Raw genomic sequence first — 23,147 nt, 5'->3', positions numbered from 1 at the left:
CATCTAAAAGCAGGAAAAAGGAATGATCGCAATCCTTCTTCCTGCTTTTTTCTATTCAGCGGAATAACCGAATATATTCGAGATTTCCAAACAGCACTTCCTTAAATAATGGCTTAAAGGATCTTCATAATGATCAGGAATGCTCTCGTTGAACCCAACGGCAGTGATCGCCCCCAATAATTCCGAATTATAATTAAAAACCGGAATGGACATGGATGAAACGGATGGTACAAGTGGCTCTTTGGCAAAAGCTATTTTGTATTTCCGAATTTCATCATATTCATTTGTTTCTTTATGGAACGAGCCTGTAACATTACGATCTTTTTCAATCCATTCCGCCGTCAATGAAGGATCCTGAAATACAGTGAATACCTTTCCGGAAGAGGATGATGGCGGGAGTCGTGTACCTAACTGTGCCCCGATGTTTAAGTTTTGGTTGGAATTCCATATTTTTGCAGTTATTGGTCCGTCGTATGTCCAAACGGAAAAAAGGACCGTGCAAGAAGTATGGTGACTGATTTCCTGTAAATAAGGAGTTATTCTGCTCGTTACATCCTCATTTCCTATCGCTGCCATTCCGTATTGAATCAATTTGCTCCCAAGATGATACATACCGGTTGTCTTATCGCGATATAGTAGCTCCAGTTGAGTCAAAGTATTCAAATACTTATAGAGGTTACTTTTCGTTATTTCCGTTAATTCCTGTATATCAGAGAATCTTAAAGGAGTTCTTTGGGAAGCAAGTAAATCTATGATGCTCATCCCTATTTGTAATGATTGAATCGTCGAACCGGATTTTACGATTTCCATAAATCAATCTCCCTAATCTGTTTTAATTTAGGTCTAGTATATCAGAATCTGTAAAATATAAATGAAAATTAGCAGAAAAACCGCCGGCTGCTTGAATCTATCAATATCCTTTTCTATTTAAAAAATAACTTTAGCGCAGTTTTTATTGATTCCGAAGTGCTGATAATGGTGTAGATGATAACATTTGTACAAAAATTTGCAATACTTTCTTGACAATATTCCGAAAATTGAGTTATCATTTATATAAATAGTGAACAGTGTTATCTATAAGTGAAATTAAGAAGATGTACAGTCATTCAAATACTGGTATGTGAAGCGAATCCAGCTGAATCAGGATGGTGGCATCAAAAAGAGGTATTAAAAAAATCCAGATAAATAAAGGAGAATGAAATATGAAATTAGTAACTTTCAGCAGTCAAGGCTTTAAACGTATTGGTGCAATTTACCCGAATAATGTAGTAGTTGACTTGAACTATGCCTATCAAGCGCTTCTTGAAAGCGAAGGGAAACTTCGCAGTGAACAAATCGCTGACGCGTATGTCCCTGCAACAATGGAGGAGTTTTTACAGGGAGGGAATGAAAGCCTTTCCATAGCGCGAAAGGCTGCGGACTACGCTATTAACAATCGTGATTCCTTCAGACATAAATTGGTACATGAAATTGAAAATATAAAGCTTGAGGCCCCTGTCCAAAAGCCAAGCAAAATTATTTGTGTCGGACATAACTACCGTGAGCACATTGCTGAAATGGGGCGTGAACTGCCGCCATTCCCTGTGGTATTCGCAAAGTTCGCCAATACAGTAATCGGTCCCCAGGATGATATACCGTTTTTCCCAATCTCTGAACAACTGGATTATGAAGCGGAATTCGCTTTTGTAGTCGGACAAAGGGCACGTAATGTTTCTAAAGAAGATGCTCTTGATTATGTAGCTGGTTATACAATTGCGAATGATGTCACTTACCGTGATATCCAGCGGCGCACACTTGAGTGGCTACAAGGGAAAACGGTTGAAGGAAGCGCTCCGATGGGGCCTTGGTTAGTCACTTCCGATGAACTTTCCGATCCATCTGGCTTAAATGTCCGATTAACGGTAAATGGTGAAGAACGCCAAAAAACGAATACATCCAACTTCGTATTCGATGTGAAGTATCTAGTTGAATTCTTATCGAACTTAATGACTCTTGAACCAGGTGACATCGTCCTCACAGGAACACCGGGTGGGGTAGGAGTAGCACGTGATCCACAAGTGTTCTTAAAAGATGGTGACGTTGTCAAAATCGAAATAGACAAAATAGGTTATCTTGAAAACCGTGTGCGACGTGTCGGGGAGGGAAAATAAAATGGCTTATCAGGAAATCGGGACATCAATCCAATCGGTTCAACAATCAATCGACCACATTCTTGAGACAGCGGCAAACCTACCGGAAGAAACGATTCGATTTAAACCCGCAGAGGATGAATGGTCAATCATGCAGATACTTTCCCATTTAGTTGAAGCCATTCCTTATTGGTTAGGTGAAGTGGAAACTGTAATAGCGATGCCAGGAGCCGAATGGGGGCGTGGATTGCAAGATCCAGCCCGTTTGGCAGCAGTCACCGATACAGACAAACTTGCTGTCGAAGATGTCATGAAGCAAGTGGAGGAGCTTAAATATAAAGTGGAGAGCAGTCTCGGGAATTTAGATGAAGAAACACTATCCAAAGAATCGCCACACCGGAATTTCGCTAAATTCGGAAACAAACCAGTTTCTTATATTGTCGATCACTTCATCGATGAGCATGTTTCAGGACACTATGATCAAATAAAGCGAAATCTTTCTAAAATCCAGTGAGGCAAGATAAAAAAGAAAGTAGGGATTAATATGGCTGAAAAATCTGAATACATGAATAGTACAATCGTAAAAGATTTTACAAAGGATATTCAGCAGTATAACCTTGGGCCGCTGTGGGAAGCCATTCCCGCTCTGATGGACCATGAACCTAAACCTCATGCGCATGCTTATTTATGGAAAGAAGAGCTTTTGACAAAAAAATTGATGGAAGCAGCTGAAATATTCACACCTGACCGAGGTGGGGAGCGCAGGGCCATTTATTTTCAGAATCCTGGACTCACTTATCGTCAGCCTTGGGGATGGGCTTCGACAACACAAACGCTATATGCAGCGGTCCAGCTATTGCTGCCAGGTGAAGTGGCCCCTTCCCACCGTCACTCCCAAAGTGCACTTCGTTTCATCACGAATGGTGAAGGTGCCTACTCCATCGTGCAGGGAGAAAGGATCTTCATGGAAGAAGGAGATTTCTTGATCACGCCTAAAAACCTATGGCATGGTCATGGACATGTTGGTGATAAACCGATGATTTGGATGGATGCCCTTGATATCCCAACCATCTATTCCATAGGCGGCACTTTCTTTGAACCATATCCTGATCGGATTGAAACGCCTAAACGGCCCGATAATTTTTCAGAGCTCCGTTATCAAGGCGGAATGGTTCGTCCAGTATCCGACCGTTATTCACAAGTGGCACCGCTTGCCAACTACAAGTGGAAAGGGACCAAAGCAGCGATAGAAGGATTAATGAATTTCGAACCGGACCCATATGATGGTTTCGCCGTGGAATATATCAATCCATCAAATGGCCAAACGGCCAATCCGACGATGGGGGCATGGATGCAGAAGCTACCGAAAGGTTTCCATACGAAAGCACATCGCCATACCCATTCCACAATATATCAAGTGCACCAAGGATCAGGCTATACGGTCATTAATGGAGTGCGCTTTGACTGGTCCAAGGGTGATTATTTCGTCGTTCCAAATTGGGCATGGCATGAGCACGTTGCAGAAGCGGATTCTTACTTATTCTCGGTAAACGACCTACCAATAATGGAGAGATTCGATTTGGAGCAGCAACAGGCATTAGACGCAAACAATGGTTACCAAAAGGTTGAAAGTGAATTCAAGCCTGTTTTGGTTTGAAAATAATCTGTTTGGAATCTTCAGCTTAGGTCCTGATGAATATATGGAATGCCAGTCGAATGAAAACGCTTACTGTGTGTGGTCCGCAACATTGGCTAATAGCAACTAATATAGGGGGAATTTATGATGTACACAGAAAATAAACCATTCATCGTTATCGGTGGGGGAATTGGCGGATTGGCAACTGCTTTAGGAATCGCAGAAACAAAACAGTATGTAAAAGTCCTTGAACAAGCTCCCGAGTTTGGCGAAATCGGTGCAGGCATTCAGCTCGCAGCAAATGCCACCAACGTCTTGCAGCGTTTAGGCGTCATGGATAAAATCAATGAAATTGCAGTATTTCCAAAAAGGTTGGTGCTGATGGATGCATTTTCCGGAAAAGAGCTTTCCGCTTTGGATTTAGGTGATGTTTATAAAGAAAGATATGGAGCTCCATATGTTGTTTTGCATCGATCCGATTTGCATAAAGTACTGGCTGAAGCATGTGAAAAGAACCCGTATATCGAACTGGTTACGAATCAAACCGTTATTGAGACAGTAGAAAATGAAGGTGAAGTGACGGTTACTTCTGCCAACGGGTCCCAACATTCAGGAACTGCTGTCATTGGAGCCGATGGATTATGGTCCAAGGCACGGAAACTTTTTGTGGAAGATCAGCCGGTCTGCTCACAATATGTTGCATACAGGGGAGCGATCCCGATGGAAGAGGTTACGAGCCATGGAGATTTAGATGATGTTTATATGTGGATTGGCCCAGACCTTCATCTTGTTCAATATCCGGTTAGAAGGGGAGAACTGTACAACCAAGTAGTGGTCTTCAAAAGTTCTCAATATACGGAAGAAAACGAAAAAACAGATCAATGGGGAACCCCGGAAGAAATGGACCGTGTGTTTGCCGGAACTTGTGAGCTTGTTCAGAATGCGATTTCATTCATTCAAAGGCAACGCCGTTGGCCAATGTATGACCGTTTACCAATTGATAATTGGACAAAAGGAAGAATTACGCTTATGGGAGATGCGGCACATCCGATGCTTCAATACTTGGCACAAGGAGCTTGCCAGGCTTTAGAAGATGCAGCTTATTTGTCGGATATGCTTCATAAGCATGGGAATGACATTGAACAGGCATTTTTGGAATATCAAGAGGAACGCATACCGCGCACGGCTAATGTTCAATCGAGCGCAAGAATGTGGGGGGAAATCATCCACAACACGACCGATGCAGGCATTCTGCTCCGAGATACGATCCTTGCAGGTCGGACGGATAAGGATTTCCAATTCATCGATGAATTTCATGGTTATAATAAAACGGCCGTGAAAGCATAATCCGTTTTGTTTCATCCATGCATCTAAAAGTTAGAACAAAGATGATTGGAGCGGGTGTACGAGACCCCGCAGGCGTAAAGGCGCCGAGGGGGCTCCCGGACCGCCCGCGGAAAGCGAGTGCCTGGATAGGAAATCAACCAAATTGTACAAACGGAAAAAGCCTTTCTTCTATATGAAGAAGGGTTTTTTCCGTTTATTTTCCATACTCCTGCATTTTTAGTAACTTTTCTTTACATGGGGAAAATTAGAAGTATAATGAAAATATAAAGGTCAAATTTGGTCAAACTGAGTGGGAATTCGTTCATGATATAGATGAATGGGAGGTTTTAAGATGGATATTAATAAAATGACGGAGAGAACCCAACAGGCGTTCATCGGCGGCCAGGAGCTAGCCAAAGATAGAGGGAATCCCGAGCTGACAGAGCTTCATTTATTAAAAACATTAATGGAACAGGATGAAAGTTTATTAATCAGGATTTTATCGGAATCTGGTAAACCGATGAATCTATTTGATATAGAGCTAAATAAGGAACTGGATCGATTACCGGAAGTGAGCGGGAGTGTTTCCCAGGTTTACATGTCATCCTCCCTGCAGCAAATGTTGACGGCTGCCGAAAAGGAAATGCTGATGTGGGAGGATGAATACTTATCTGTCGAACATATACTCCTTGCGTCGCTGCAGGACAATAAAACGAATGTGAACAGGCTTTTTTCATCATATGGAATTGATTATGATAAAGCAAAACAGGTAATAAACGATATAAGGGGGAATCAGCGAGTGACTAGTCAAAATCCTGAAAGCACTTATGAAGTACTGAAAAAATACGGGAGAGATCTCGTTGCTGAGGTTAAATCGGGGAATGTCGACCCCGTAATCGGCCGTGATACGGAAATCCGTAACGTCATCCGGATCCTTTCACGTAAAACGAAAAATAATCCTGTATTAATAGGAGAACCCGGAGTAGGTAAAACAGCCATCGTCGAGGGGCTGGCACAAAGGATAGTCAGGAAGGATGTGCCTGAGGGATTAAAGGACAAGACCGTTTTTTCACTGGATATGAGTGCGCTTGTCGCTGGCGCCAAATTCCGCGGTGAATTTGAGGAACGCCTAAAAGCGGTCTTGAATGAGATTAAGAAGAGTGACGGTAAAATTCTATTATTCATTGATGAATTGCACACAATTGTCGGTGCAGGAAGAACGGATGGCGCACTTGATGCCGGAAATATGTTAAAGCCGATGCTTGCACGCGGTGAGCTGCATTGTATCGGTGCAACGACCCTTGATGAATATCGGCAATATATTGAAAAGGATCCGGCTCTGGAACGCCGTTTCCAACAGGTTCTGGTTCCCGAACCGGATGTTGAAGATACGATTTCAATTTTGCGGGGATTAAAGGAACGGTTTGAAATTCACCATGGCGTCAGGATACACGATCGGGCGATCGTTGCGGCCTCTGTCCTTTCGAACCGATATATAACGGAGCGATTTTTACCGGATAAAGCAATAGATCTTGTGGATGAAGCATGTGCGATGATCCGAATGGAAATCGACTCAATGCCATCCGAGTTGGATGAAATCACGAGAAAAGTCATGCAACTTGAAATTGAAGAGGCCGCCTTGAAGAATGAGGAGGACCCTCAAAGCAGGGCGAGACTGGAAGTGCTTCAAAAAGAACTATCAGAACTTCAGGATCAAGCGAATAGCATGAAATCGAAGTGGCAAATGGAGAAATCAGCGCTTCAAAAGGTGCAGGATCAACGTGAAGAGCTTGAGAAATTGCGTCATGAACTGGAACAAGCAGAGAATGACTATGACCTTAACCGGGCAGCTGAACTTCGGCATGGAAGGATTCCGCAGCTTCAAAAAGAATTGGACGCAATGGAAGACGAATTGGAAAAGGAAAAACAGGAATCACGATTGCTTCGCCAGGAAGTGACGGAGGAGGAAATTGCCTCGATTGTTGCAAGGTGGACGGGGATTCCGATTAGCAAGCTGGTGGAAAGTGAAAGGGAGAAGCTGCTTCGCCTATCTGATATCCTTCATGAACGCGTAATAGGTCAAGGAGAAGCGGTGGAACTCGTATCCGATGCTGTTTTAAGAGCAAGGGCTGGAATTAAAGATCCAAACAGACCAATCGGCTCATTCATTTTTCTTGGGCCAACGGGTGTAGGTAAAACCGAATTGGTAAAAGCTTTGGCAGAAACGTTATTCGATAGTGAGGAACATATGATTCGAATCGATATGTCGGAATATATGGAGAAACATTCAGTGTCCCGCCTTGTTGGTGCACCTCCTGGATATGTTGGATTTGAGGAAGGCGGCCAACTTACGGAGGCTGTTAGGAGAAACCCATATTCAGTCATATTATTGGATGAAATTGAAAAGGCGCATCCGGAAGTCTTCAATATTTTGCTGCAAATGCTGGATGATGGAAGGATAACAGACTCCCAAGGAAGAACAATCAACTGTAAAAATACGGTGATCATCATGACTTCCAATATCGGATCCCATTTCTTATTGCAGTCCAACCGGGTGGATGGCGGCATTGAAGAAGAAATAAAAGATCAGGTCTTTAAAGAGTTAAGAGGGCATTTCCGTCCGGAATTTTTGAATCGCGTTGATGACATTGTTTTATTCAAACCTCTGACGAAACAAGAAATCGTGGAAATCGTAGATAAAATGGTTCATCAATTACAAGTAAGGTTAACTGAACAAAATATAGATCTGAATGTTACTGAAGCGGCTAAGGAATTCATTGCGGAACAAGGATATGATCCGGTATATGGGGCAAGACCGCTGAAGCGATTCATCCAAAAGCATCTGGAAACGAAAATCGCCCGTAAAATCATTGCCGGGACTGTTGAGATTAAAGAAGGAATAACGATTGATTATGATCATGATGAATTGGTTCTCATATAAAAACGTTGAAATGTAGTTTACCCGTAAGCAAAGTACGGTATAACAAAAAGGACATCCTATAAAGGATGTCCTCTTTTGCTTCTTAATGTTGATGAGAGTCTTTAGCTGGCCCAGCAGGCATGATAGCCGGGATGATGCAAATCAGGATAGCAGCAGCTAATCCTAAAATCGTTCCCTGCGCAGCATCGTATGAAACTCCGATCATGGAAGAAACAACATATACAGTCATATGCACTAATAAGAATGTCCAAAAAATTGTCCAAGCATAACGCATCGAATTTCACCTCATTCCACTACATTCATTTTTATCTTACCATAATTAATATACAGTTAAAACGTGTTTTTAATAATAACCTTTAAATAATTCAATACATTAATTCATAAGAGAACTTTTTCAGGCAGACTAGTTGGTTTCAAACTTCAAAAGGGAAATCATAAGGAAAAAATAAAAGCAAAAACTCCGTGCTTGGTTAATTTAAGAGTAAGAAGTTAGGCGTTTCCACTGACCCTTTCTATTTTTCGTCATAAATTAATATAGTAGTAGTAATATTCCTTAAAGGAGTTTGAACGATGGAACAGCGAACTTTTCAAATTGATGACCAATGGAATATCATCTATTATCCAGAGCGGCCCAGTGGTTTTTCCGTAATGGTAATTGGAGACCGTAGTCATTTTGTCGAAAAAGACAGCAGCTTTTGGCTGCAGCATCCTGGCAGGCTGCAGATATTGGAATATTTAAAGGAATACGGATACACGCTATTTTCATCCAATTTTTATGGAGCCAACTGGGGCAGTCCTAAAGCACTCGAGCTTTCCCTTAACCTATATATTCTGTTCTTGAAAAAAGAAATAATCAATCAAAGGGTTCATATATTGGCAGAGGGGACAGGCGCACTCCTTGCCTTAAAGTTAATGAATCAACTTGGTAATAAAATACGGTCCGTCGTGTTGATAGATCCGGTTTTTTCCTTGAAAGCACAACTGGAGAAAGAAAAGGAAAATAAGTTCTTCTATAAAAAGTGGCTGTCCGAGGTCGCTGCTGCATATGAGCTCGATCCGGCAGAATGTGAACAGCATATACTGGACACTGAAGATTCAATGATCGCAGAGAATATCCCCATGAAAGTGATTCAGGTTTTTGGAAGCTTACGGAAAGAGCAAGCCTCCCTTTATCGGCAAATCCAGCTGGCTAGAAAAGCAGACTTGCAGCTGACTTATATACTGCCCGAAAAACGTTATAAAATCCCCTATCAAATACAGAAGTTTTTCAATGAGAATGAAGAGACTTTATGAGAAGAGATATATTTTTACAATGGTTTGCATACGATACAGCATCTAAAAAAACTAGACGTGCCGGGTAAAGTGGGCTTGATGGCATACGAGGAGGCTGTATTTATGCAAACAAACATTGTCATTGGCACTTATCGATTCGTGGGATTCTATGTGACTCAATTCTTTTTGAACCAAGGTGAAGAAGTAATCGGAATCGATTGGGATGATTCCGAAGCAAGTCAATATATTAAGGAAGAAAAGGAATTTGAAATAGGCAGGAATTCAAATTATTTATACTTTCCGATAAATAAACTTAAATTATTGGATATTTCACAGCAGGACACGGTGTTCATATCTTGTTACGATATTAAAAGCGGAAAAATGGACAAAATCGATTTTGTAATAGGAGAAATCGTTTCATTCATCGAGAAATGCAAAAAAAATGGCAAGAATGAAACGCCAAATTTCGTTCTTTTCATGCCCATTGAAAAAGATGTCAGTATATTTCAGTCGATATTAAGCTCGATTCGTGGAATGGATTCTGCAAAAATCATATTTTTACCGACGATTTATGGACCTTGGCAATCGGAAGGCATGAGCTTTGAAGCTGGAATCAATCAGCTTGGACAGTCTGATATCAAAGCGGCAATTGCTGCCGAATATAACGGAGATGCTCTCTACATCACTGATTTTGTAAATGCTTTGGAAGCGGTGCTTGCCACAAGTTCCGATAGGGACATCCAATTGTGCAGCAGTATCGACGATCATTGGGATAAATGTGCCAAGTTAATATTTGGTGAAAGTATGGATTCATTCACTTCCCAATCAACAACGAAAATCAATAAAGGAACATTATTTGAAGTGCAATGCAAAATGGAACCGGAAGAAGGCATTGCATTACAGAGAAAACATAATAAACGATTAAACTTACTTAAAACGTGGAGAAAGCGTGATTGACATTTTCGTTATTTGGGAAGGACAAAACTGTATATTTGCCTCTAATCTATATGTCTTGTACTATAATGTTCAAGGATAGGAATTACATCAAAAGATATTCATGATTTTATATGTACGTCCTTTACGAAAGGGTTCAGTGGAATTATGATAATATTGAGCTTATTTTGGCATCAAAATGATCAATTGATGAATATTCAAAAGATAGGGGGAAATGCGAATGAGTTCAGATAAAACTCTTGAATTTATGGGAATCGCCATGAAATACTTCCCAGAGGCTAAAGCGAAGCTTGAAGCAAGCGGGATTCCATTCTCAATGGAGATGGCAGAGCCATTCATGGAGCTCTTTAAAAGCGTTATGCAAGAAGCTTATGAGCTTGGTAAACAAGATGCTCAACGTTAATTAAAAGGCAGGCTGTCCGTTAAAAGGGCAGCCTATGAATTTTTTTATTCTTTTTTCAAGAACTTGGCGATCAAGGGGCTCAGATTGATTTTATCAATGGTCGGTTTGTATTGACTGTATAAGCCCATCAATGTTTCAACGCTCGCCATCAATTGCATGTAATCAACCTGCGCTTCCTCTTGCTCCGGTTCATTTTTCCTGCCAAACATCAAATTAGAAAAATGATCATCCGTGTTTCTCTCCCGGTTGCGATTGAAGATGTCCAAAATGAATTCCTCCTATTCTCCTTTTATTTATAATGTATGTCCCCAATTTCCCTTGGCATAGGCGCTTGTCCGACTTCCGAAAGAGATTTCTTTAGCTTTTCAAATTGTTAACTCTTGCAAGGAAGTCTTTTTTTATATAAAATTAGTACCAGGTAATAATAGATGATTATAATAACTCATAAAATATAAGGGGATGGCAAGATGAATGCTGGAATACTAGGGCTTGGCCGCTACTTACCCGACAAAATCGTTACAAATGCGGACCTAGAGAAAATTATGGACACTTCCGATGAGTGGATTCGGACTAGGACGGGTATTGAGGAAAGAAGAATTGCCAAAGATGATATTGATACATCAGATATGGCCTATGAAGCCGCAAAAGCTGCATTGAAAAATGCGGAAATTTTGGCTGAAGAGATAGATTTAATTCTTGTAGCCACTGTTACACCGGATCAGTCGTTTCCTTCAGTCGCTTGCATGATTCAAGAGAAATTGGGAGCGATGAAGGCAGCAGCAATGGATGTAAGTGCTGCATGCGCCGGTTTTATGTATGCAATGATCACGGCACAGCAATTTATTAAGACAGGTGCATATAAGCATGTGCTGATTGTCGGTGTTGAAAAACTTTCGAAAGTAACCAATTGGGAAGACCGCAATACTGCTGTACTTTTTGGTGACGGAGCTGGTGCAGTTGTACTTGGACCTGTATCTGAAGGCAAAGGAGTCCTTTCCTTTGAATTAGGCGCAGATGGAACCGGTGGGAAGCACTTATTACAAGAAGGAGATTTCATTCATATGAATGGCCGTGAAGTATTTAAATTTGCTGTCCGTCAGATGGGTGAATCCAGCCTGGGTGTCTTGGACAAAGCTGGTTTGACTAAAGAAGATGTGGATCTGCTTGTCCCGCATCAAGCTAATATACGAATTATGGAAGCCTCTAGGGAACGCTTGGATCTTCCGCTTGAAAAAATGACAAAAACGATTCATAAATATGGAAATACTTCTTCAGCGTCCATTCCAATGGCCCTTGTGGAAGAAATGGAAGCAGGAAGAATCAAGGATAATGACTTAATAGTCATGGTCGGTTTTGGTGGTGGCCTTACATGGGGAGCGATCGCTCTTAGGTGGGGTAAATAAAAGAAGAAGCAAAACGTAAGAGCTTTAAAAATAGGAAGGAGCCATTTTTAAATGACTAATCGCCGTGTAGTTGTAACTGGTATTGGAGCAATCTCTCCAGTTGGTAATGATGCAGAAACTGGATGGAAAAATATAATCGAGGGGAAATCGGGGATAGGACCTTTAACTCGTTTGAATGCTGAAGAATATCCCGTTAAAGTGGCTGCTGAAATCAAGGATTTTGATATAGAAACATATATAAATCGTAAAGAAGCACGCAAAATGGACCGTTTTACCCATTATGCAATTGCAGCTTCCGTTATGGCATATAATGATAGCAAGCTGGAAATAACCGATGAAAATGCTGCACGTGTCGGGGTCTGGATCGGTTCGGGTATCGGCGGGCTGGAGACACTAGAGACACAGCATGAAAACTTTTTAAACAGAGGATACAAACGTGTAAGCCCATTTTTCGTACCAATGATGATTCCGGATATGGCAGCTGGCCAGGTTTCTATCTTACTGGGTGCAAAAGGAATCAATTCATGTACGGTAACAGCCTGTGCAACAGGAACTAATTCAATTGGTGATGCGTTTAAAGCCATTCAGCGGGGCGATGCCGATGTGATGATTACAGGCGGGGCCGAAGCGCCAATCACAAAAATGTCGGTTGCAGGCTTCTGTGCAAATACGGCTTTATCGACAAACCCTGATCCACAAACGGCTAGCCGTCCTTTTGATCTTAACCGTGATGGTTTCGTAATAGGCGAAGGAGCTGGAATCATTGTTCTGGAAGATCTTGAACATGCATTGAATAGAGGAGCCAAGATTTATGCTGAAATAGCTGGCTATGGCTCAACTGGAGATGCCTTCCATATTACCGCTCCGGCACCAGGTGGAGAAGGCGGGGCAAGAGCGATGAAAATTGCAATCGAGGATGCAGGTTTGAATCCGGAAGACATCCAATATGTGAATGCCCACGGAACGAGTACGCCTTACAATGACAAATACGAAACGATGGCAGTCAAAGAAGTCTTTGGCGACCATGCTAATAAACTTGCAATAAGTTCCACTAAATCGATGACGGGCCATATGTTAGGGGCAGCAGGCGGTGTGGAAGCGATTTTCACGATTCAGGCAATCAGGGACAGCATTTTGCCTCCAACCATCAATATTGAAACACCAGACCCTGAGTGTGATTTGGACTATGTCCCGAATCAAGCAAGGAAGGGCGAAATCAGTGCAGCCATCAGTAATTCACTTGGATTCGGTGGGCATAACGCAACTATCCTTTTCAAAAAATATCAATAAGTTTGAAGGAAGAGCAGATCTTTAGGGATTTGCTCTTTTTATGTTGAAGGGAAAATTGCCAATACAAGGGATATAAAATGTGTCAACCGCCTTCTTTAAATCATACGATAGTCAATAGAAGCGGAGGTGTATGGGAAATGGGAGTCATTTCAACCAATGAATGGATGAAGAAGGATTTCAACCGCCCGGTCCAGATGATGGAAAGAGTTAAAAGTACATTCAACAATACCCTTGATGCGGACATGATTTATCATCATTTATTGAAGCATGGCATGTATTCGCCGAATCAAAAAACAAAACAAACATGGGAAGACTTAAACGAAAATAATGTCTGGGAAAAAACACAAAGCTTGTTTACAGCTTATAAGAAGCTATGGGGTGGGCCTGATGTTCCCATATATATTTTTCCGCTGATGTCTTCAGGGATATGGAATAAAAAAGTTGAAACGAAGTCAGGGCTGGCATTTAAAGATAAACTATTCCTTTTTTACGGAAAGGGGATAGCCGAAAAGGAAATGGAGGCGCTGTTGATTCATGAATATCATCATGTTTGCCGTCTGCATCATTTGAAAAAGGACCAAAAAGAATTCACTCTCCTGGATACGATGATCATGGAAGGACTGGCGGAAAGAACGGTGGGGAAATATTTAGGAACAAAATTTTTAGCAAATTGGACTAAGTTATATCAGGAAGATAAACTAAGAGAATTTTGGAGCAAGCATTTAGAGGAAAAGCACACGATAAAACGTACAGATCCTCTTCATGATACACTTCTGCTCGGGATGAAAGGATATCCATATATGCTTGGATACTGTAGTGGCTATTACCTGGTGAAAAATTCTGAGAAACTCTCTGTGAAAAAATCGTTCATTATTCAATCTGAAGAATTCCTATCTAAAAAGAGTTAATATATACGTTCTTTTTTTCTTAATCTGTTTTCTAGAATAGGAATAAATTGTATGGTTCCTGCCTATACTGATTGACAAACAGAAATTTGTTTAAGTGAGGGATGAATGATGCTATATCTTCATGATGTATGGGTTAACTGGTTTGAAGGAGAAGAAAACGGCTATAATATTTGTCATTTTCATGAATGGAGGAAGGATGACGGGATCGAACTACTAGATCAAGTTCCTTTGTTGAAAGTGTCATCAACATTGTTCCACTACATAGAAAACGACTTGTCAGAATTACCTAAGCCACTGCTGAATGATGTATATCAAAAAGCATATGCAAGGAAAAATCATGAACGAATTCAGCTCGACTATTGTTTTATCGTGACTGACGGAAATGGAATCTTAGCTGTTGATACGATAGGGTATCATATTCCGATTAGGAAAAGCAGAATAATTCCTCGGCAGGAACAAATTGTTTATGACATGATAGAAAACCATGATGAGATGGATTACACCTTTACTGAAAAACCTACATCTGAGAAAGAATATCATATTTTGTCGCCGTCTCCCTTATTCATGAACGGTTTGACAAGAAAAGAAAGACAGCTTAAGCAATTGCTATTCATGGCCATGGACCAATTATTCACGGCGAAAAACACTGCTGAAATCCGCTATTGGTATACAGAATGGGCTCCTGAGAAATATGAAAGCATTCAAGAAATGGATTTTCAGATAGCTTGGCTTGAATTATATGAAGAAATGAAGGAAGGCTGGTCAGAGAAGCATCTTCAGCTTTGTGAAAACCTTGTGAAGGGGCAGCCTTTTTTTGAAAAGCTGTGGCAAGTGGAGGCTGGCGATAGCCCATCGATATTATGAAAAAAAGACGATCCGTTGAGGATCGTCTTTTTTTTATCTCTTTCTGCCAAGTCCCATGCCATTATACATTTTTCTGATCATTTTATTGGCTTCAATGTTCGCCTTTTCTGCACCGCGGTCCAGAATTTCATCCAATTCAGGCGAATCGATCAATTCATTATAGCGTTCCTGAATTGGCAGGATTTCTCCAAGAACCACCTCAGCCAAATCACTTTTAAAGTCACCATAACCTTTGCCCTCATACATCTCTTCAATTTCTGTATAGGTTTTTCCACTGAAGATGGAATATATGGACATAAGGTTGGAAACACCCGCTTTGTTTTCCTTATCGTAACGGACAATTCCTTCCGAATCGGTAACTGCGCTCTTGATGTTTTTTTCGATTTGCTTAGGATCATCCAATAAGGCTATCGTTGCCTTTTTATTAGGATCGGATTTGCTCATTTTCTTGGTTGGTTCTTGAAGGGACATGATACGGGCCCCTTCTGTAGGGAGGCTGATTTCCGGGATTTTAAATATATCATTATGCTTTTTATTGAACCGTTCAGCCAAATCGCGTGTCAATTCAAGATGCTGTCTTTGATCTTCCCCGACAGGAACCACATCTGTACCATAAAGGAGGATATCGGCAGCCATCAACGGCGGGTAAGTAAGCAGTGCTGCGGAAACCCCTTCTTTGCCAGTTGATTTGTCTTTAAATTGCGTCATTCTCTCAAGTTCCCCAATATAGGATATACTCTGTAAAATCCAGCCTGCCTGGGCATGTGCTGGTACTTCTGATTGAATGAAGATGGTATTCTTTTCAGGATCTAATCCAATGGCCAAATATAAAGCGGCCAATGTTTTAATGTTCTTCCTTAACTTAATGCGATCCTGTGGAACTGTAATTGCATGCTGGTCAACAATACAAAAGAAACATTCATATTCATTTTGTAAGTTAACGAATTGTTTCATTGCTCCGATGTAATTTCCTAAAGTAACGGAACCGGATGGCTGAATGCCGGAGAAAATCCTTTTCAACTGCTAGTCACTCCTCTAAATGCGTTTATTGATAAATGGATATTCGCTCTTCATTATTGTAAGGATAAATAGAAAATGAATCCACTTTCTTTGAAAGAAATGTGCATATTCCTGTGATGGGGAAATGCTCATTTAAATCTTGTGGAGGGCCGTTTTGTCCAGTATCGATGCCATTTTTAAGAATACGAAATGTCCACTATACTGTATTTTAGCATTTATTCATATTAAATGTATAATCGAAACGGCAAACAAGCCAATAGAACGGATTTGCCGCTTCTTTTTTTAGATATGGAAGAAATGAAGGGTTCAAGGAAAATCAATCCGTTTAACATATTTCACAATGAGCGGACCATTTTAGGGAAGGATACTCACAAGGGAATAACTGCGTTGTTGAACGTATTCTCATTTTGTAAGTCAGTTTTTTTAATTATTTATAATATATAGGAGTAAAGTTTATTGTTTGTGGTATTAAAGAAAGGGGTTTATTATATTTGTTGAATATTGATGACTGATGGCGAATGAGGTGGAGAAAATGAAACCAATGTGTAAATGGTTGATGACAGGAATGTGCATATTCCTGATTCAACAGCCAGTTCATGCAGAAGGCATGAACGAAACCAGGCAGGTGGCATTAGAAAATAAAGAATTGCCTGCGAGCGTACCGCGTTTTGTTTTTAATTCGGGGTTGAAATTCGACTATCCGGATGCTGTGCGCGGAATATATGTGACAGGGCCTGCAGCGGGCGGCAATAAATTGAATGAACTTATTAGATATGTAGATGAAACCGACTTGAATGCAATGGTCATTGACATTAAGGATGACAAGGGGAACGTTACGTTTAAAACCGAAGATCCAGATTCTCCATATGCTGGGATTGGTAAAGACTACATAAAAAATCCAAGGGCAATGCTGAAAAAAATGGAGGATAAACAGATTTATCCGATTGCGAGGGTAGTCGTCTTTAAAGATTCACTTTTGGCCAAAGAGAAGCCTGAATTATCTTTTTTAGATGGCGAAAAGGTTTGGAGGAATGGTCGAGGGGAAGCCTTCGTTAACCCATTCTTAAAAGAGGTGTGGGATTATAATGTCGGTATTGCCATTGAAGCGGCAAAGATGGGGTTTAAAGAAATTCAATTTGACTATGTCCGTTTTCCCGAAGGATTCGAAAATAAAGAAGATGATTTGAAATATGATGTCGGTGAATATGATGAAGCGAAAGTGAGTCATACAGCCAAAAGGGTTCAGGCAGTGACAGATTTCGTAAGTTATGCGAGGAAACAACTGGAGCCATATGATGTGGAAGTATCTGTGGATATTTTTGGATATGCAGCTACATTGCCTGAAGCTCCCGGAATAGGGCAAAACTTCACAAAAATCTCTGAGAATGTCGATGTAATTTCCTCGATGATCTATCCGAGTCACTGGACATCTTATTTTGGTATCGATAAGCCTGATTTGGAGCCTTATAATCTCGTTAAGGAATATGCGAAATTGGAGAACGGGAAGCTGAAGGAATTAAAAACCCCACCTACTTCAAGACCTTGGCTACAAGATTTTACTGCCTCATATTTAGGTGAGGGGAATTACCAAAGATACGGAAAGGAAGAAGTGGAAGCCCAAATAAAAGCATTGAATGATAATGGTATTGATGAATACTTATTATGGAATGCGGCAAATCGATATACAAAGGGAGTAGACTATACCCCATGAAAAAAAGGATGACCTTGGAAGAGCCTTCCGGTCATCCAATTTCTCTCTGAATTACCGCTTTTTATTCCCGCCAACTTTACTCCACCCTGACTGAATTCGTTTCGATTGATCGAAAATATGAGAGTGACGTTTCCCGCCAAACCATTTTTCGCCGATGCCATTCGTCACAACGCCATTCACAGCTGTAATGCCAATAACGCAAGCAGCGACTAAAAAAAAGTCCAAAAAGTAACTGATCATCAAAACCCTCCTAATATTTTCAAGCTATTCAAGTTCTATTGTAGTGGATAAGAAAAAATCTGGAAAGTATAATCTAGCAAATGAGGAGATTAAATTATGAATTGGTATGATAAGCTGAACCAGTATTTCCCTATTGAAGAAATGAAGTCCAAAGAACATATAGAAGTTCTTTTAGAAGATAAGCAGGAAATATATAAAAAGGATGAAGGTCCCGACCATGTTTTATTATATGTGGAAGGAGAAGAGTTTATATTCGTTGATTACCTTTTTGTATCAAAGAATTCAAGGGGTCAGGGACTAGGAAGAAAATTAATTCAAAAATTGCAAAAAAAGCAGAAAACGATCTTGCTGGAAGTAGAACCAGTACAAGAAAATGATGACGATACATTGAAAAGGCTGAAATTTTATAAAAGGGAAGGATTCCAGCATGCCTCTTCAATTACCTACAGCAGAAAATCCCTTGCCACCAAGGAGGATACGCCTATGGAAATCCTATATTGGCCAGCAAACCCATCGGTTGATGAAGAAGACGTATATGATTTCATGAAAGATATTTATTCTGAAATCCATACCTACAAAGATGATGACCTATATGGGAAATCTTATCAAGATGTAGAGGATGTACTAAGCTTGAATGCAAGTCAGGAAACGGATATTTTTAAAGAGATGGAAATTTAGAAAAAAGGGGCCGGGCGCTTAACCGGCCCTTTTTAGTTTGTCGGAAAAAGTACGGTATAGAGGTCGAATAAAGTACGGTATAGAGGTCGAATAAAGTGCGGTGTAGGTCGAATAAAGTACGGGGAAGGTCGAATAAGGTACGGGGAAGGTCGAATAAAGTGCGGTGTAGGTCGAATAAATTCGTGGAAGGTCGAATAAAGTACGGTATAGGTCGAATAAAGAGTGGTGTAGGTCGAAAAAATTCGTGAACGGCTGAAAAAACAGCTCAGTACGTCGAAAAAGAACAGTAAGGGCCGAAAAAAGTGCTCCAGCAGAAAACATCTGGAACGTTTTTTAAAGAAAAATTGAGGCAAACTGTTCTTTCTAAAAATTTGTCCATAAAGGAGGTTCGGAATGGTCTCACCCCAACCTCGATTATAAAAGGTTATCGTTTAGGGCTTTTTACTATTCTATGAAAACCCTCAATAGATTGAAGGAAATTGCGACACTTCTGCCGAAAAACTGGCTAGCCGGGACCCCGGAGTCGCGTGCTTTGATGCGGCTTGCAGACAGTCGGCGGGAAAGGGAGCGGATTTCTGAAAACAACTGTTATGGTTTTTTCGAGTGCAGCCAAACTGTCTTTTCTTATTGTGCATTTTTTGCAGGCAAATGAATATCTATAACTTCTCGAATGGTAGATTACTCACTTATCGCCGATTTTTTCGAATTACTTTTTTACTTTTGGAAATATATGTGCTAAAAGAATGGTTTTTCTTGTAAAAGGAGGAATTTGCTTTTTATTAAAGAAAATATATTAACATGTACTTGTTTATTGACAAAGATAGGGGGTAAATAAAAGTAACGAGTTAATAAAAAAATCATGAGGGCCGAATTGAGAGTTAACTGAGAATGGCAGGTAGGTATTTTCAATTAGAAAAAGCGGTTTTAATGTATTACATAAAAAACAGAAAAAGCTATAGTACAGGCTAAACTAGAAGTTTATAAGGATTTTTCCAAATATCAAAAAGGGTATTCATTTTAAATAATTTAGTGTATAATAAAGAAAATGAAATACTTAATTAAAATTATTTCAAATTAGAGTGGTACTTATGAATACTAATAGTAGATTTCCCCTCATAGATCACCGATTCTATATTTAGGGAGTGTGAGTAAACATGGTAACATTATATACATCACCTAGTTGTACTTCATGCAGGAAAGCAAAAGCATGGTTAGAGGAACATGAGATTGGATATAAAGAAAGAAACATTTTTTCAGAACCGTTAACGATTGATGAGATTAAAGAAATTCTTCGAATGACTGAAGATGGAACCGATGAAATCATTTCAACACGGTCAAAAACTTTCCAAAAGTTAAACGTAAATTTAGAGAGCCTGCCTCTTCAAGAACTATATAAATTGATCAAGGAAAATCCAGGTCTGTTGAGACGTCCAATTATCCTTGACGAGAAACGGCTTCAAGTTGGTTATAACGAAGATGAGATAAGACGCTTTTTACCACGTAAAGTTCGTACCTTCCAGTTACGGGAAGCACAACGTATGGTCAACTAATAAGGTCTTTCAAGCTCTGCCAGGAAATGTGCAGGGCTTTTTCTTTATACATAACCGATTTTCCGCTGATTTTTTTTACTTATTGACGGGTAACATAACAGGATTCATAGGGGACAGCAGACGTTTCGGATTTGCAGCAGGTTCCTTGAACCGGTCATCATTTAAAGAAAAAATAAGAATGCACACCATCATGCCGTGTATATAATAAGGCATAAATGGCAGGAAGTTTAAAATTGAAGAAAGCATTATGATAGTTGCATGCGGATGAATTTTTTTATAGAATGAATGGAATATTAGGCAAACAATTGTTTTTTAGATAAGTAATGTTTTTTATTTCCCTTCTTCAAGGTTTTGTCATAAAATGATGTAAAATAGTCTGTTTTAATGGCTATCATGATTTACAGTATTCACTTACGGGTAAAGAGCTTTTAAGAGCAATTTTCGCTTGGGGGTTATTATCCCTTCAAAATGAGATAGGAAGGGAGAGGGGAATCATGGAAATCGAACGCATTAATGATGATACAGTTAAATTTTATATTTCCTATATAGATATTGAGGAAAGAGGCTTTGATCGCGAAGAAATTTGGTACAGCCGTGAGCGAAGTGAGGAACTTTTTTGGGAAATGATGGATGAAGTGCATCAAGAAGAAGAATTCATGATTGAAGGACCTTTATGGATTCAAGTTCAAGCCCTTGAAAAAGGCTTGGAAGTTTTGGTCACAAAAGCCCAGCTTGCCAAAGATGGTCAGAAACTCGAGCTGCCTCTTTCAGATGATAAATTAAGGGATTTGAATGTATCAGACAAGATGGATACGCTTCTTGATCAACATTTTCATGGGAAAGATGAAGAAAGCGGTATGACATTCGAAGATGGTATGATTGAATTCATCACGACTTTCGAGGATTTTGAAGATGTCATTTCATTAAGCAAGCGTCATGGCTTGGATGACTGGACGACTAAACTTTATGTTTATCAGAATAAATATTATCTTTATATCGAATTTTCCGAGGCAGAAATTGATGAGGAAGAAATCGATAATGTTCTAAGTCTTTTATTGGAATATAGTCAGGAGTCACCTATAACGGTGCACATGCTTGAAGAGTACGGGAAGATAGTTATCGAAAATGATGTATTCACAACGGTCGATAAATATTTCGCATAGACTGTTGAGGCCGATTTCAGTAGAAATCGGCCTTTTCGTCCAAGAATGAGTGTTTTACCTCAGCAGGGAGGTTTTTATCATGTGCCTGTGTTTGTTAATTGGAGGTAGTCTAGGTGAAGAATATAGTTGGCATCGGTCTGCTAATTCTCTTGTTGGTCGGCTCTTGGTATTTTCTAATAAATGGTGTCGATGGCAGGGTGATTTTTTATTCCAGCCTTGTATTGACCCTTTTCTTGGTGATAATTGGATTCAACATTTTCCTGGAAAACAGAGATCCCATCGAGACCATAACATGGCTGGTTATTTTTGGCGCTTTCCCATTCATCGGTTTCATTTTTTACTTTTTGTTTGGCCGTCATTTTCGGAAAGAAAGGATATTTCGCAAGAAGTACTTTTTGGATAAACAGAGTTTCGTTAAAATAGGCGGCGAGGCGGAGTATAATGACCGAATTAAGGAAATGGGCGAGAACCCTCAGCAGTTAATCACTCTTGCAAATAGGCTGGGGAATAGCCCTATTTCATTTACGACTGAAACCCGGGTTTTAAGGAATGGTGATGAGACATTTTCCAATATCATCGAAGAATTAAAAAAAGCCACACATCATATTCATTTGGAATATTATATTGTTAGGGATGACCGCATTGGCGGTCTGCTAAAGGACATCTTGATACAGAAAGTAAAAGAAGGGGTAGAGGTCAGGTTTCTCTATGATGCGGTTGGTTCCTGGAAGTTAGCTCGTTCATATATCGATGAACTGAGGAGCGCGGGAGCTGAAATGGTTGCTTTTGGTCCGTTGCATCTCCCTTTATTAAATAATACATTCAACTTTCGCAACCATCGTAAAATAATTGTGATAGATGGCTCTGTCGGTTTCATCGGAGGTCTCAATATTGGGGATGAATATTTGGGACAAGATCAGAAATTCGGTTCTTGGCGGGATACGCATCTTATCATAAAGGGGGAGGCGGTCAGGACTTTACAGCTCATATTTCTGCAGGATTGGTATTATAGCACCAATAATAGTTTTTTAAGTGATGAATATCTCATGGTTGGCCTGCCGAACCATCATGGACATGGCGGAGTTCAATTGATTGGCGGCGGGCCGGATAGTGAGTGGACGATCATTAAAAGCATTTTTTTTAAAATGATCGCTTCGGCAGAAAAGTCAGTTTGGATTGCCTCTCCGTATTTCGTTCCTGATGACGATATCTTTCAAGCGTTGAAGGTAGCTGCCTTAAGTGGTTTGGATGTCAGGCTGCTCGTACCGAAGAACCCCGATAAACGTATCGTATTTCATGCTTCGAGAACTTATTTTCCCGAATTGCTCGCTTCCGGAGTTCGTATATTCCAATATAATGAAGGCTTCATGCATAGTAAAATCATCATCGTCGATGACCAACTGGCGTCAATTGGGACAACCAATATGGATATGAGAAGCTTTCACCTGAATTTCGAAGTCAATGCTTTTCTCTACAGGACGGAAAGTACTCGGCAGTTGGTGAATGATTTTTTGGAAGATATAAAGGTATCTCAAGAAGTGGAGATTGATGCGTTTTCCAAACGGAATTTCGGTTTGAAAGTATTGGAGTCCACATGCCGATTGCTTTCACCCCTTCTTTAGATAGCAACTTTACTTTATGCCGATGAGGCATTTTTTT

General features: G+C 40.2%; 22 protein-coding genes. 17 read left to right on the top strand and 5 right to left on the bottom strand.

The window, feature by feature from the left end; all coding sequences use genetic code 11:
* Positions 1 to 51 precede the first annotated feature (51 nt).
* On the bottom strand, positions 52 to 810 hold the full coding sequence (locus tag ACSR9O_RS02535; protein WP_491723857.1) for an IclR family transcriptional regulator: 759 nt from the start codon (positions 808 to 810) through the stop codon (positions 52 to 54).
* A gap of 392 nt (positions 811 to 1,202) precedes the next feature.
* Between ACSR9O_RS02535 and ACSR9O_RS02530 the strand changes: the two genes are divergently transcribed.
* The 5 genes from ACSR9O_RS02530 to clpB all read left to right on the top strand — a co-directional run bounded on the left by ACSR9O_RS02530 (position 1,203) and on the right by clpB (position 8,032).
* A complete protein-coding gene (locus tag ACSR9O_RS02530; protein ID WP_101224124.1) occupies positions 1,203 to 2,150 on the top strand; it encodes a fumarylacetoacetate hydrolase family protein in 948 nt (315 codons plus the stop codon).
* Between the two features lies 1 nt (position 2,151).
* Positions 2,152 to 2,643: a DinB family protein gene (locus ACSR9O_RS02525; RefSeq protein WP_491723856.1), complete on the top strand. Its 492-nt coding sequence runs from the start codon at positions 2,152 to 2,154 to the stop codon at positions 2,641 to 2,643.
* 30 nt (positions 2,644 to 2,673) lie between these two features.
* Positions 2,674 to 3,786, top strand: coding sequence for a cupin domain-containing protein (locus ACSR9O_RS02520; protein WP_101224122.1), 1,113 nt, complete (start codon positions 2,674 to 2,676; stop codon positions 3,784 to 3,786).
* 126 nt (positions 3,787 to 3,912) lie between these two features.
* Positions 3,913 to 5,112, top strand: a complete 1,200-nt coding sequence (locus tag ACSR9O_RS02515; RefSeq protein ID WP_491723855.1) for an FAD-dependent monooxygenase — start codon at positions 3,913 to 3,915, stop codon at positions 5,110 to 5,112.
* 331 nt (positions 5,113 to 5,443) lie between these two features.
* The gene (gene clpB, locus ACSR9O_RS02510; protein WP_491723854.1) at positions 5,444 to 8,032 is read left to right on the top strand and encodes an ATP-dependent chaperone ClpB; all 2,589 of its coding nucleotides are present in this window, start codon (positions 5,444 to 5,446) and stop codon (positions 8,030 to 8,032) included.
* 82 nt (positions 8,033 to 8,114) lie between these two features.
* On the opposite strand, the gene ACSR9O_RS02505 is transcribed toward clpB, so the two are convergent.
* A complete protein-coding gene (locus ACSR9O_RS02505; protein ID WP_048686917.1) occupies positions 8,115 to 8,306 on the bottom strand; it encodes a YjzD family protein in 192 nt (63 codons plus the stop codon).
* A gap of 296 nt (positions 8,307 to 8,602) precedes the next feature.
* Between ACSR9O_RS02505 and ACSR9O_RS02500 the strand changes: the two genes are divergently transcribed.
* From ACSR9O_RS02500 to ACSR9O_RS02490, 3 genes are all read left to right on the top strand, one after another.
* Positions 8,603 to 9,325 carry a hydrolase gene (locus tag ACSR9O_RS02500; RefSeq protein ID WP_101224119.1) on the top strand — a complete coding sequence of 241 codons (723 nt, stop codon included), beginning with the start codon at positions 8,603 to 8,605 and terminating at the stop codon, positions 9,323 to 9,325.
* A gap of 102 nt (positions 9,326 to 9,427) precedes the next feature.
* Positions 9,428 to 10,261 carry a Rossmann-fold NAD(P)-binding domain-containing protein gene (locus tag ACSR9O_RS02495; RefSeq protein WP_260356931.1) on the top strand — a complete coding sequence of 278 codons (834 nt, stop codon included), beginning with the start codon at positions 9,428 to 9,430 and terminating at the stop codon, positions 10,259 to 10,261.
* Positions 10,262 to 10,478: 217 nt separating this feature from the next.
* Positions 10,479 to 10,661: a ComZ family protein gene (locus ACSR9O_RS02490; RefSeq protein WP_034314525.1), complete on the top strand. Its 183-nt coding sequence runs from the start codon at positions 10,479 to 10,481 to the stop codon at positions 10,659 to 10,661.
* A 44-nt stretch (positions 10,662 to 10,705) separates the two neighbouring features.
* Here ACSR9O_RS02490 and ACSR9O_RS02485 read toward each other — a convergent pair whose 3' ends face one another.
* Positions 10,706 to 10,927 (bottom strand): hypothetical protein, encoded by a 222-nt coding sequence (locus ACSR9O_RS02485; protein ID WP_230177390.1) that lies wholly within the window; start codon positions 10,925 to 10,927, stop codon positions 10,706 to 10,708.
* 201 nt (positions 10,928 to 11,128) lie between these two features.
* Here ACSR9O_RS02485 and ACSR9O_RS02480 point away from each other — a divergent pair, with 201 nt between their 5' ends.
* From ACSR9O_RS02480 to ACSR9O_RS02465, 4 genes are all read left to right on the top strand, one after another.
* On the top strand, positions 11,129 to 12,064 hold the full coding sequence (locus ACSR9O_RS02480) for a beta-ketoacyl-ACP synthase III (RefSeq protein ID WP_101224116.1): 936 nt from the start codon (positions 11,129 to 11,131) through the stop codon (positions 12,062 to 12,064).
* Positions 12,065 to 12,115: 51 nt separating this feature from the next.
* Positions 12,116 to 13,354 carry a beta-ketoacyl-ACP synthase II gene (fabF, locus tag ACSR9O_RS02475; protein WP_101224115.1) on the top strand — a complete coding sequence of 413 codons (1,239 nt, stop codon included), beginning with the start codon at positions 12,116 to 12,118 and terminating at the stop codon, positions 13,352 to 13,354.
* 137 nt (positions 13,355 to 13,491) lie between these two features.
* Positions 13,492 to 14,262 carry a DUF2268 domain-containing putative Zn-dependent protease gene (locus ACSR9O_RS02470; protein ID WP_260356932.1) on the top strand — a complete coding sequence of 257 codons (771 nt, stop codon included), beginning with the start codon at positions 13,492 to 13,494 and terminating at the stop codon, positions 14,260 to 14,262.
* A 108-nt stretch (positions 14,263 to 14,370) separates the two neighbouring features.
* The gene (locus tag ACSR9O_RS02465; protein WP_034314514.1) at positions 14,371 to 15,126 is read left to right on the top strand and encodes a YjbA family protein; all 756 of its coding nucleotides are present in this window, start codon (positions 14,371 to 14,373) and stop codon (positions 15,124 to 15,126) included.
* A gap of 33 nt (positions 15,127 to 15,159) precedes the next feature.
* On the opposite strand, the gene trpS is transcribed toward ACSR9O_RS02465, so the two are convergent.
* Entirely contained in the window at positions 15,160 to 16,146 is a 987-nt protein-coding gene (trpS, locus tag ACSR9O_RS02460; RefSeq protein ID WP_101224113.1) for a tryptophan--tRNA ligase, read from the bottom strand.
* Between the two features lie 565 nt (positions 16,147 to 16,711).
* Here trpS and ACSR9O_RS02455 point away from each other — a divergent pair.
* On the top strand, positions 16,712 to 17,857 hold the full coding sequence (locus tag ACSR9O_RS02455) for a putative glycoside hydrolase (protein ID WP_491725436.1): 1,146 nt from the start codon (positions 16,712 to 16,714) through the stop codon (positions 17,855 to 17,857).
* A gap of 51 nt (positions 17,858 to 17,908) precedes the next feature.
* Here ACSR9O_RS02455 and ACSR9O_RS02450 read toward each other — a convergent pair whose 3' ends face one another.
* A complete protein-coding gene (locus ACSR9O_RS02450) occupies positions 17,909 to 18,097 on the bottom strand; it encodes a hypothetical protein (protein WP_101224111.1) in 189 nt (62 codons plus the stop codon).
* Between the two features lie 96 nt (positions 18,098 to 18,193).
* Here ACSR9O_RS02450 and ACSR9O_RS02445 point away from each other — a divergent pair, with 96 nt between their 5' ends.
* From ACSR9O_RS02445 to cls, 4 genes are all read left to right on the top strand, one after another.
* Positions 18,194 to 18,775 (top strand): GNAT family N-acetyltransferase, encoded by a 582-nt coding sequence (locus tag ACSR9O_RS02445; protein ID WP_230177392.1) that lies wholly within the window; start codon positions 18,194 to 18,196, stop codon positions 18,773 to 18,775.
* 1,154 nt (positions 18,776 to 19,929) lie between these two features.
* The gene (spxA, locus tag ACSR9O_RS02440) at positions 19,930 to 20,325 is read left to right on the top strand and encodes a transcriptional regulator SpxA (RefSeq protein ID WP_034314502.1); all 396 of its coding nucleotides are present in this window, start codon (positions 19,930 to 19,932) and stop codon (positions 20,323 to 20,325) included.
* Positions 20,326 to 20,819: 494 nt separating this feature from the next.
* Positions 20,820 to 21,488 (top strand): adaptor protein MecA, encoded by a 669-nt coding sequence (gene mecA / locus ACSR9O_RS02435; RefSeq protein ID WP_034314498.1) that lies wholly within the window; start codon positions 20,820 to 20,822, stop codon positions 21,486 to 21,488.
* A 113-nt stretch (positions 21,489 to 21,601) separates the two neighbouring features.
* The gene (gene cls, locus ACSR9O_RS02430; protein ID WP_491723853.1) at positions 21,602 to 23,110 is read left to right on the top strand and encodes a cardiolipin synthase; all 1,509 of its coding nucleotides are present in this window, start codon (positions 21,602 to 21,604) and stop codon (positions 23,108 to 23,110) included.
* Positions 23,111 to 23,147: the final 37 nt, after the last annotated feature.

The organism is Peribacillus sp. B65, assembly GCF_058513295.1.
The sequence above is the reverse complement of the archived record's forward strand: the minus strand, read 5'-3'. Positions and strand labels throughout refer to the sequence as shown.

What these genes read in the sequence shown, in the direction of transcription:
- ACSR9O_RS02480 (WP_101224116.1), top strand. Translation starts at nt 11,129, where the DNA reads ATGAATGCTGGAATACTAGGGCTTGGCCGCTACTTACCCGACAAAATC.
- ACSR9O_RS02455 (WP_491725436.1), top strand. Translation starts at nt 16,712, where the DNA reads ATGTGCATATTCCTGATTCAACAGCCAGTTCATGCAGAAGGCATGAAC.
- ACSR9O_RS02490 (WP_034314525.1), top strand. Translation starts at nt 10,479, where the DNA reads ATGAGTTCAGATAAAACTCTTGAATTTATGGGAATCGCCATGAAATAC.
- ACSR9O_RS02450 (WP_101224111.1), bottom strand. Translation starts at nt 18,097, where the DNA reads ATGATCAGTTACTTTTTGGACTTTTTTTTAGTCGCTGCTTGCGTTATT.
- ACSR9O_RS02495 (WP_260356931.1), top strand. Translation starts at nt 9,428, where the DNA reads ATGCAAACAAACATTGTCATTGGCACTTATCGATTCGTGGGATTCTAT.
- ACSR9O_RS02535 (WP_491723857.1), bottom strand. Translation starts at nt 810, where the DNA reads ATGGAAATCGTAAAATCCGGTTCGACGATTCAATCATTACAAATAGGG.
- ACSR9O_RS02515 (WP_491723855.1), top strand. Translation starts at nt 3,913, where the DNA reads ATGTACACAGAAAATAAACCATTCATCGTTATCGGTGGGGGAATTGGC.
- fabF (WP_101224115.1), top strand. Translation starts at nt 12,116, where the DNA reads ATGACTAATCGCCGTGTAGTTGTAACTGGTATTGGAGCAATCTCTCCA.
- ACSR9O_RS02470 (WP_260356932.1), top strand. Translation starts at nt 13,492, where the DNA reads ATGGGAGTCATTTCAACCAATGAATGGATGAAGAAGGATTTCAACCGC.
- ACSR9O_RS02525 (WP_491723856.1), top strand. Translation starts at nt 2,152, where the DNA reads ATGGCTTATCAGGAAATCGGGACATCAATCCAATCGGTTCAACAATCA.
- spxA (WP_034314502.1), top strand. Translation starts at nt 19,930, where the DNA reads ATGGTAACATTATATACATCACCTAGTTGTACTTCATGCAGGAAAGCA.
- mecA (WP_034314498.1), top strand. Translation starts at nt 20,820, where the DNA reads ATGGAAATCGAACGCATTAATGATGATACAGTTAAATTTTATATTTCC.
- ACSR9O_RS02500 (WP_101224119.1), top strand. Translation starts at nt 8,603, where the DNA reads ATGGAACAGCGAACTTTTCAAATTGATGACCAATGGAATATCATCTAT.
- ACSR9O_RS02520 (WP_101224122.1), top strand. Translation starts at nt 2,674, where the DNA reads ATGGCTGAAAAATCTGAATACATGAATAGTACAATCGTAAAAGATTTT.
- ACSR9O_RS02445 (WP_230177392.1), top strand. Translation starts at nt 18,194, where the DNA reads ATGAATTGGTATGATAAGCTGAACCAGTATTTCCCTATTGAAGAAATG.
- ACSR9O_RS02465 (WP_034314514.1), top strand. Translation starts at nt 14,371, where the DNA reads ATGCTATATCTTCATGATGTATGGGTTAACTGGTTTGAAGGAGAAGAA.
- ACSR9O_RS02505 (WP_048686917.1), bottom strand. Translation starts at nt 8,306, where the DNA reads ATGCGTTATGCTTGGACAATTTTTTGGACATTCTTATTAGTGCATATG.
- ACSR9O_RS02530 (WP_101224124.1), top strand. Translation starts at nt 1,203, where the DNA reads ATGAAATTAGTAACTTTCAGCAGTCAAGGCTTTAAACGTATTGGTGCA.
- clpB (WP_491723854.1), top strand. Translation starts at nt 5,444, where the DNA reads ATGGATATTAATAAAATGACGGAGAGAACCCAACAGGCGTTCATCGGC.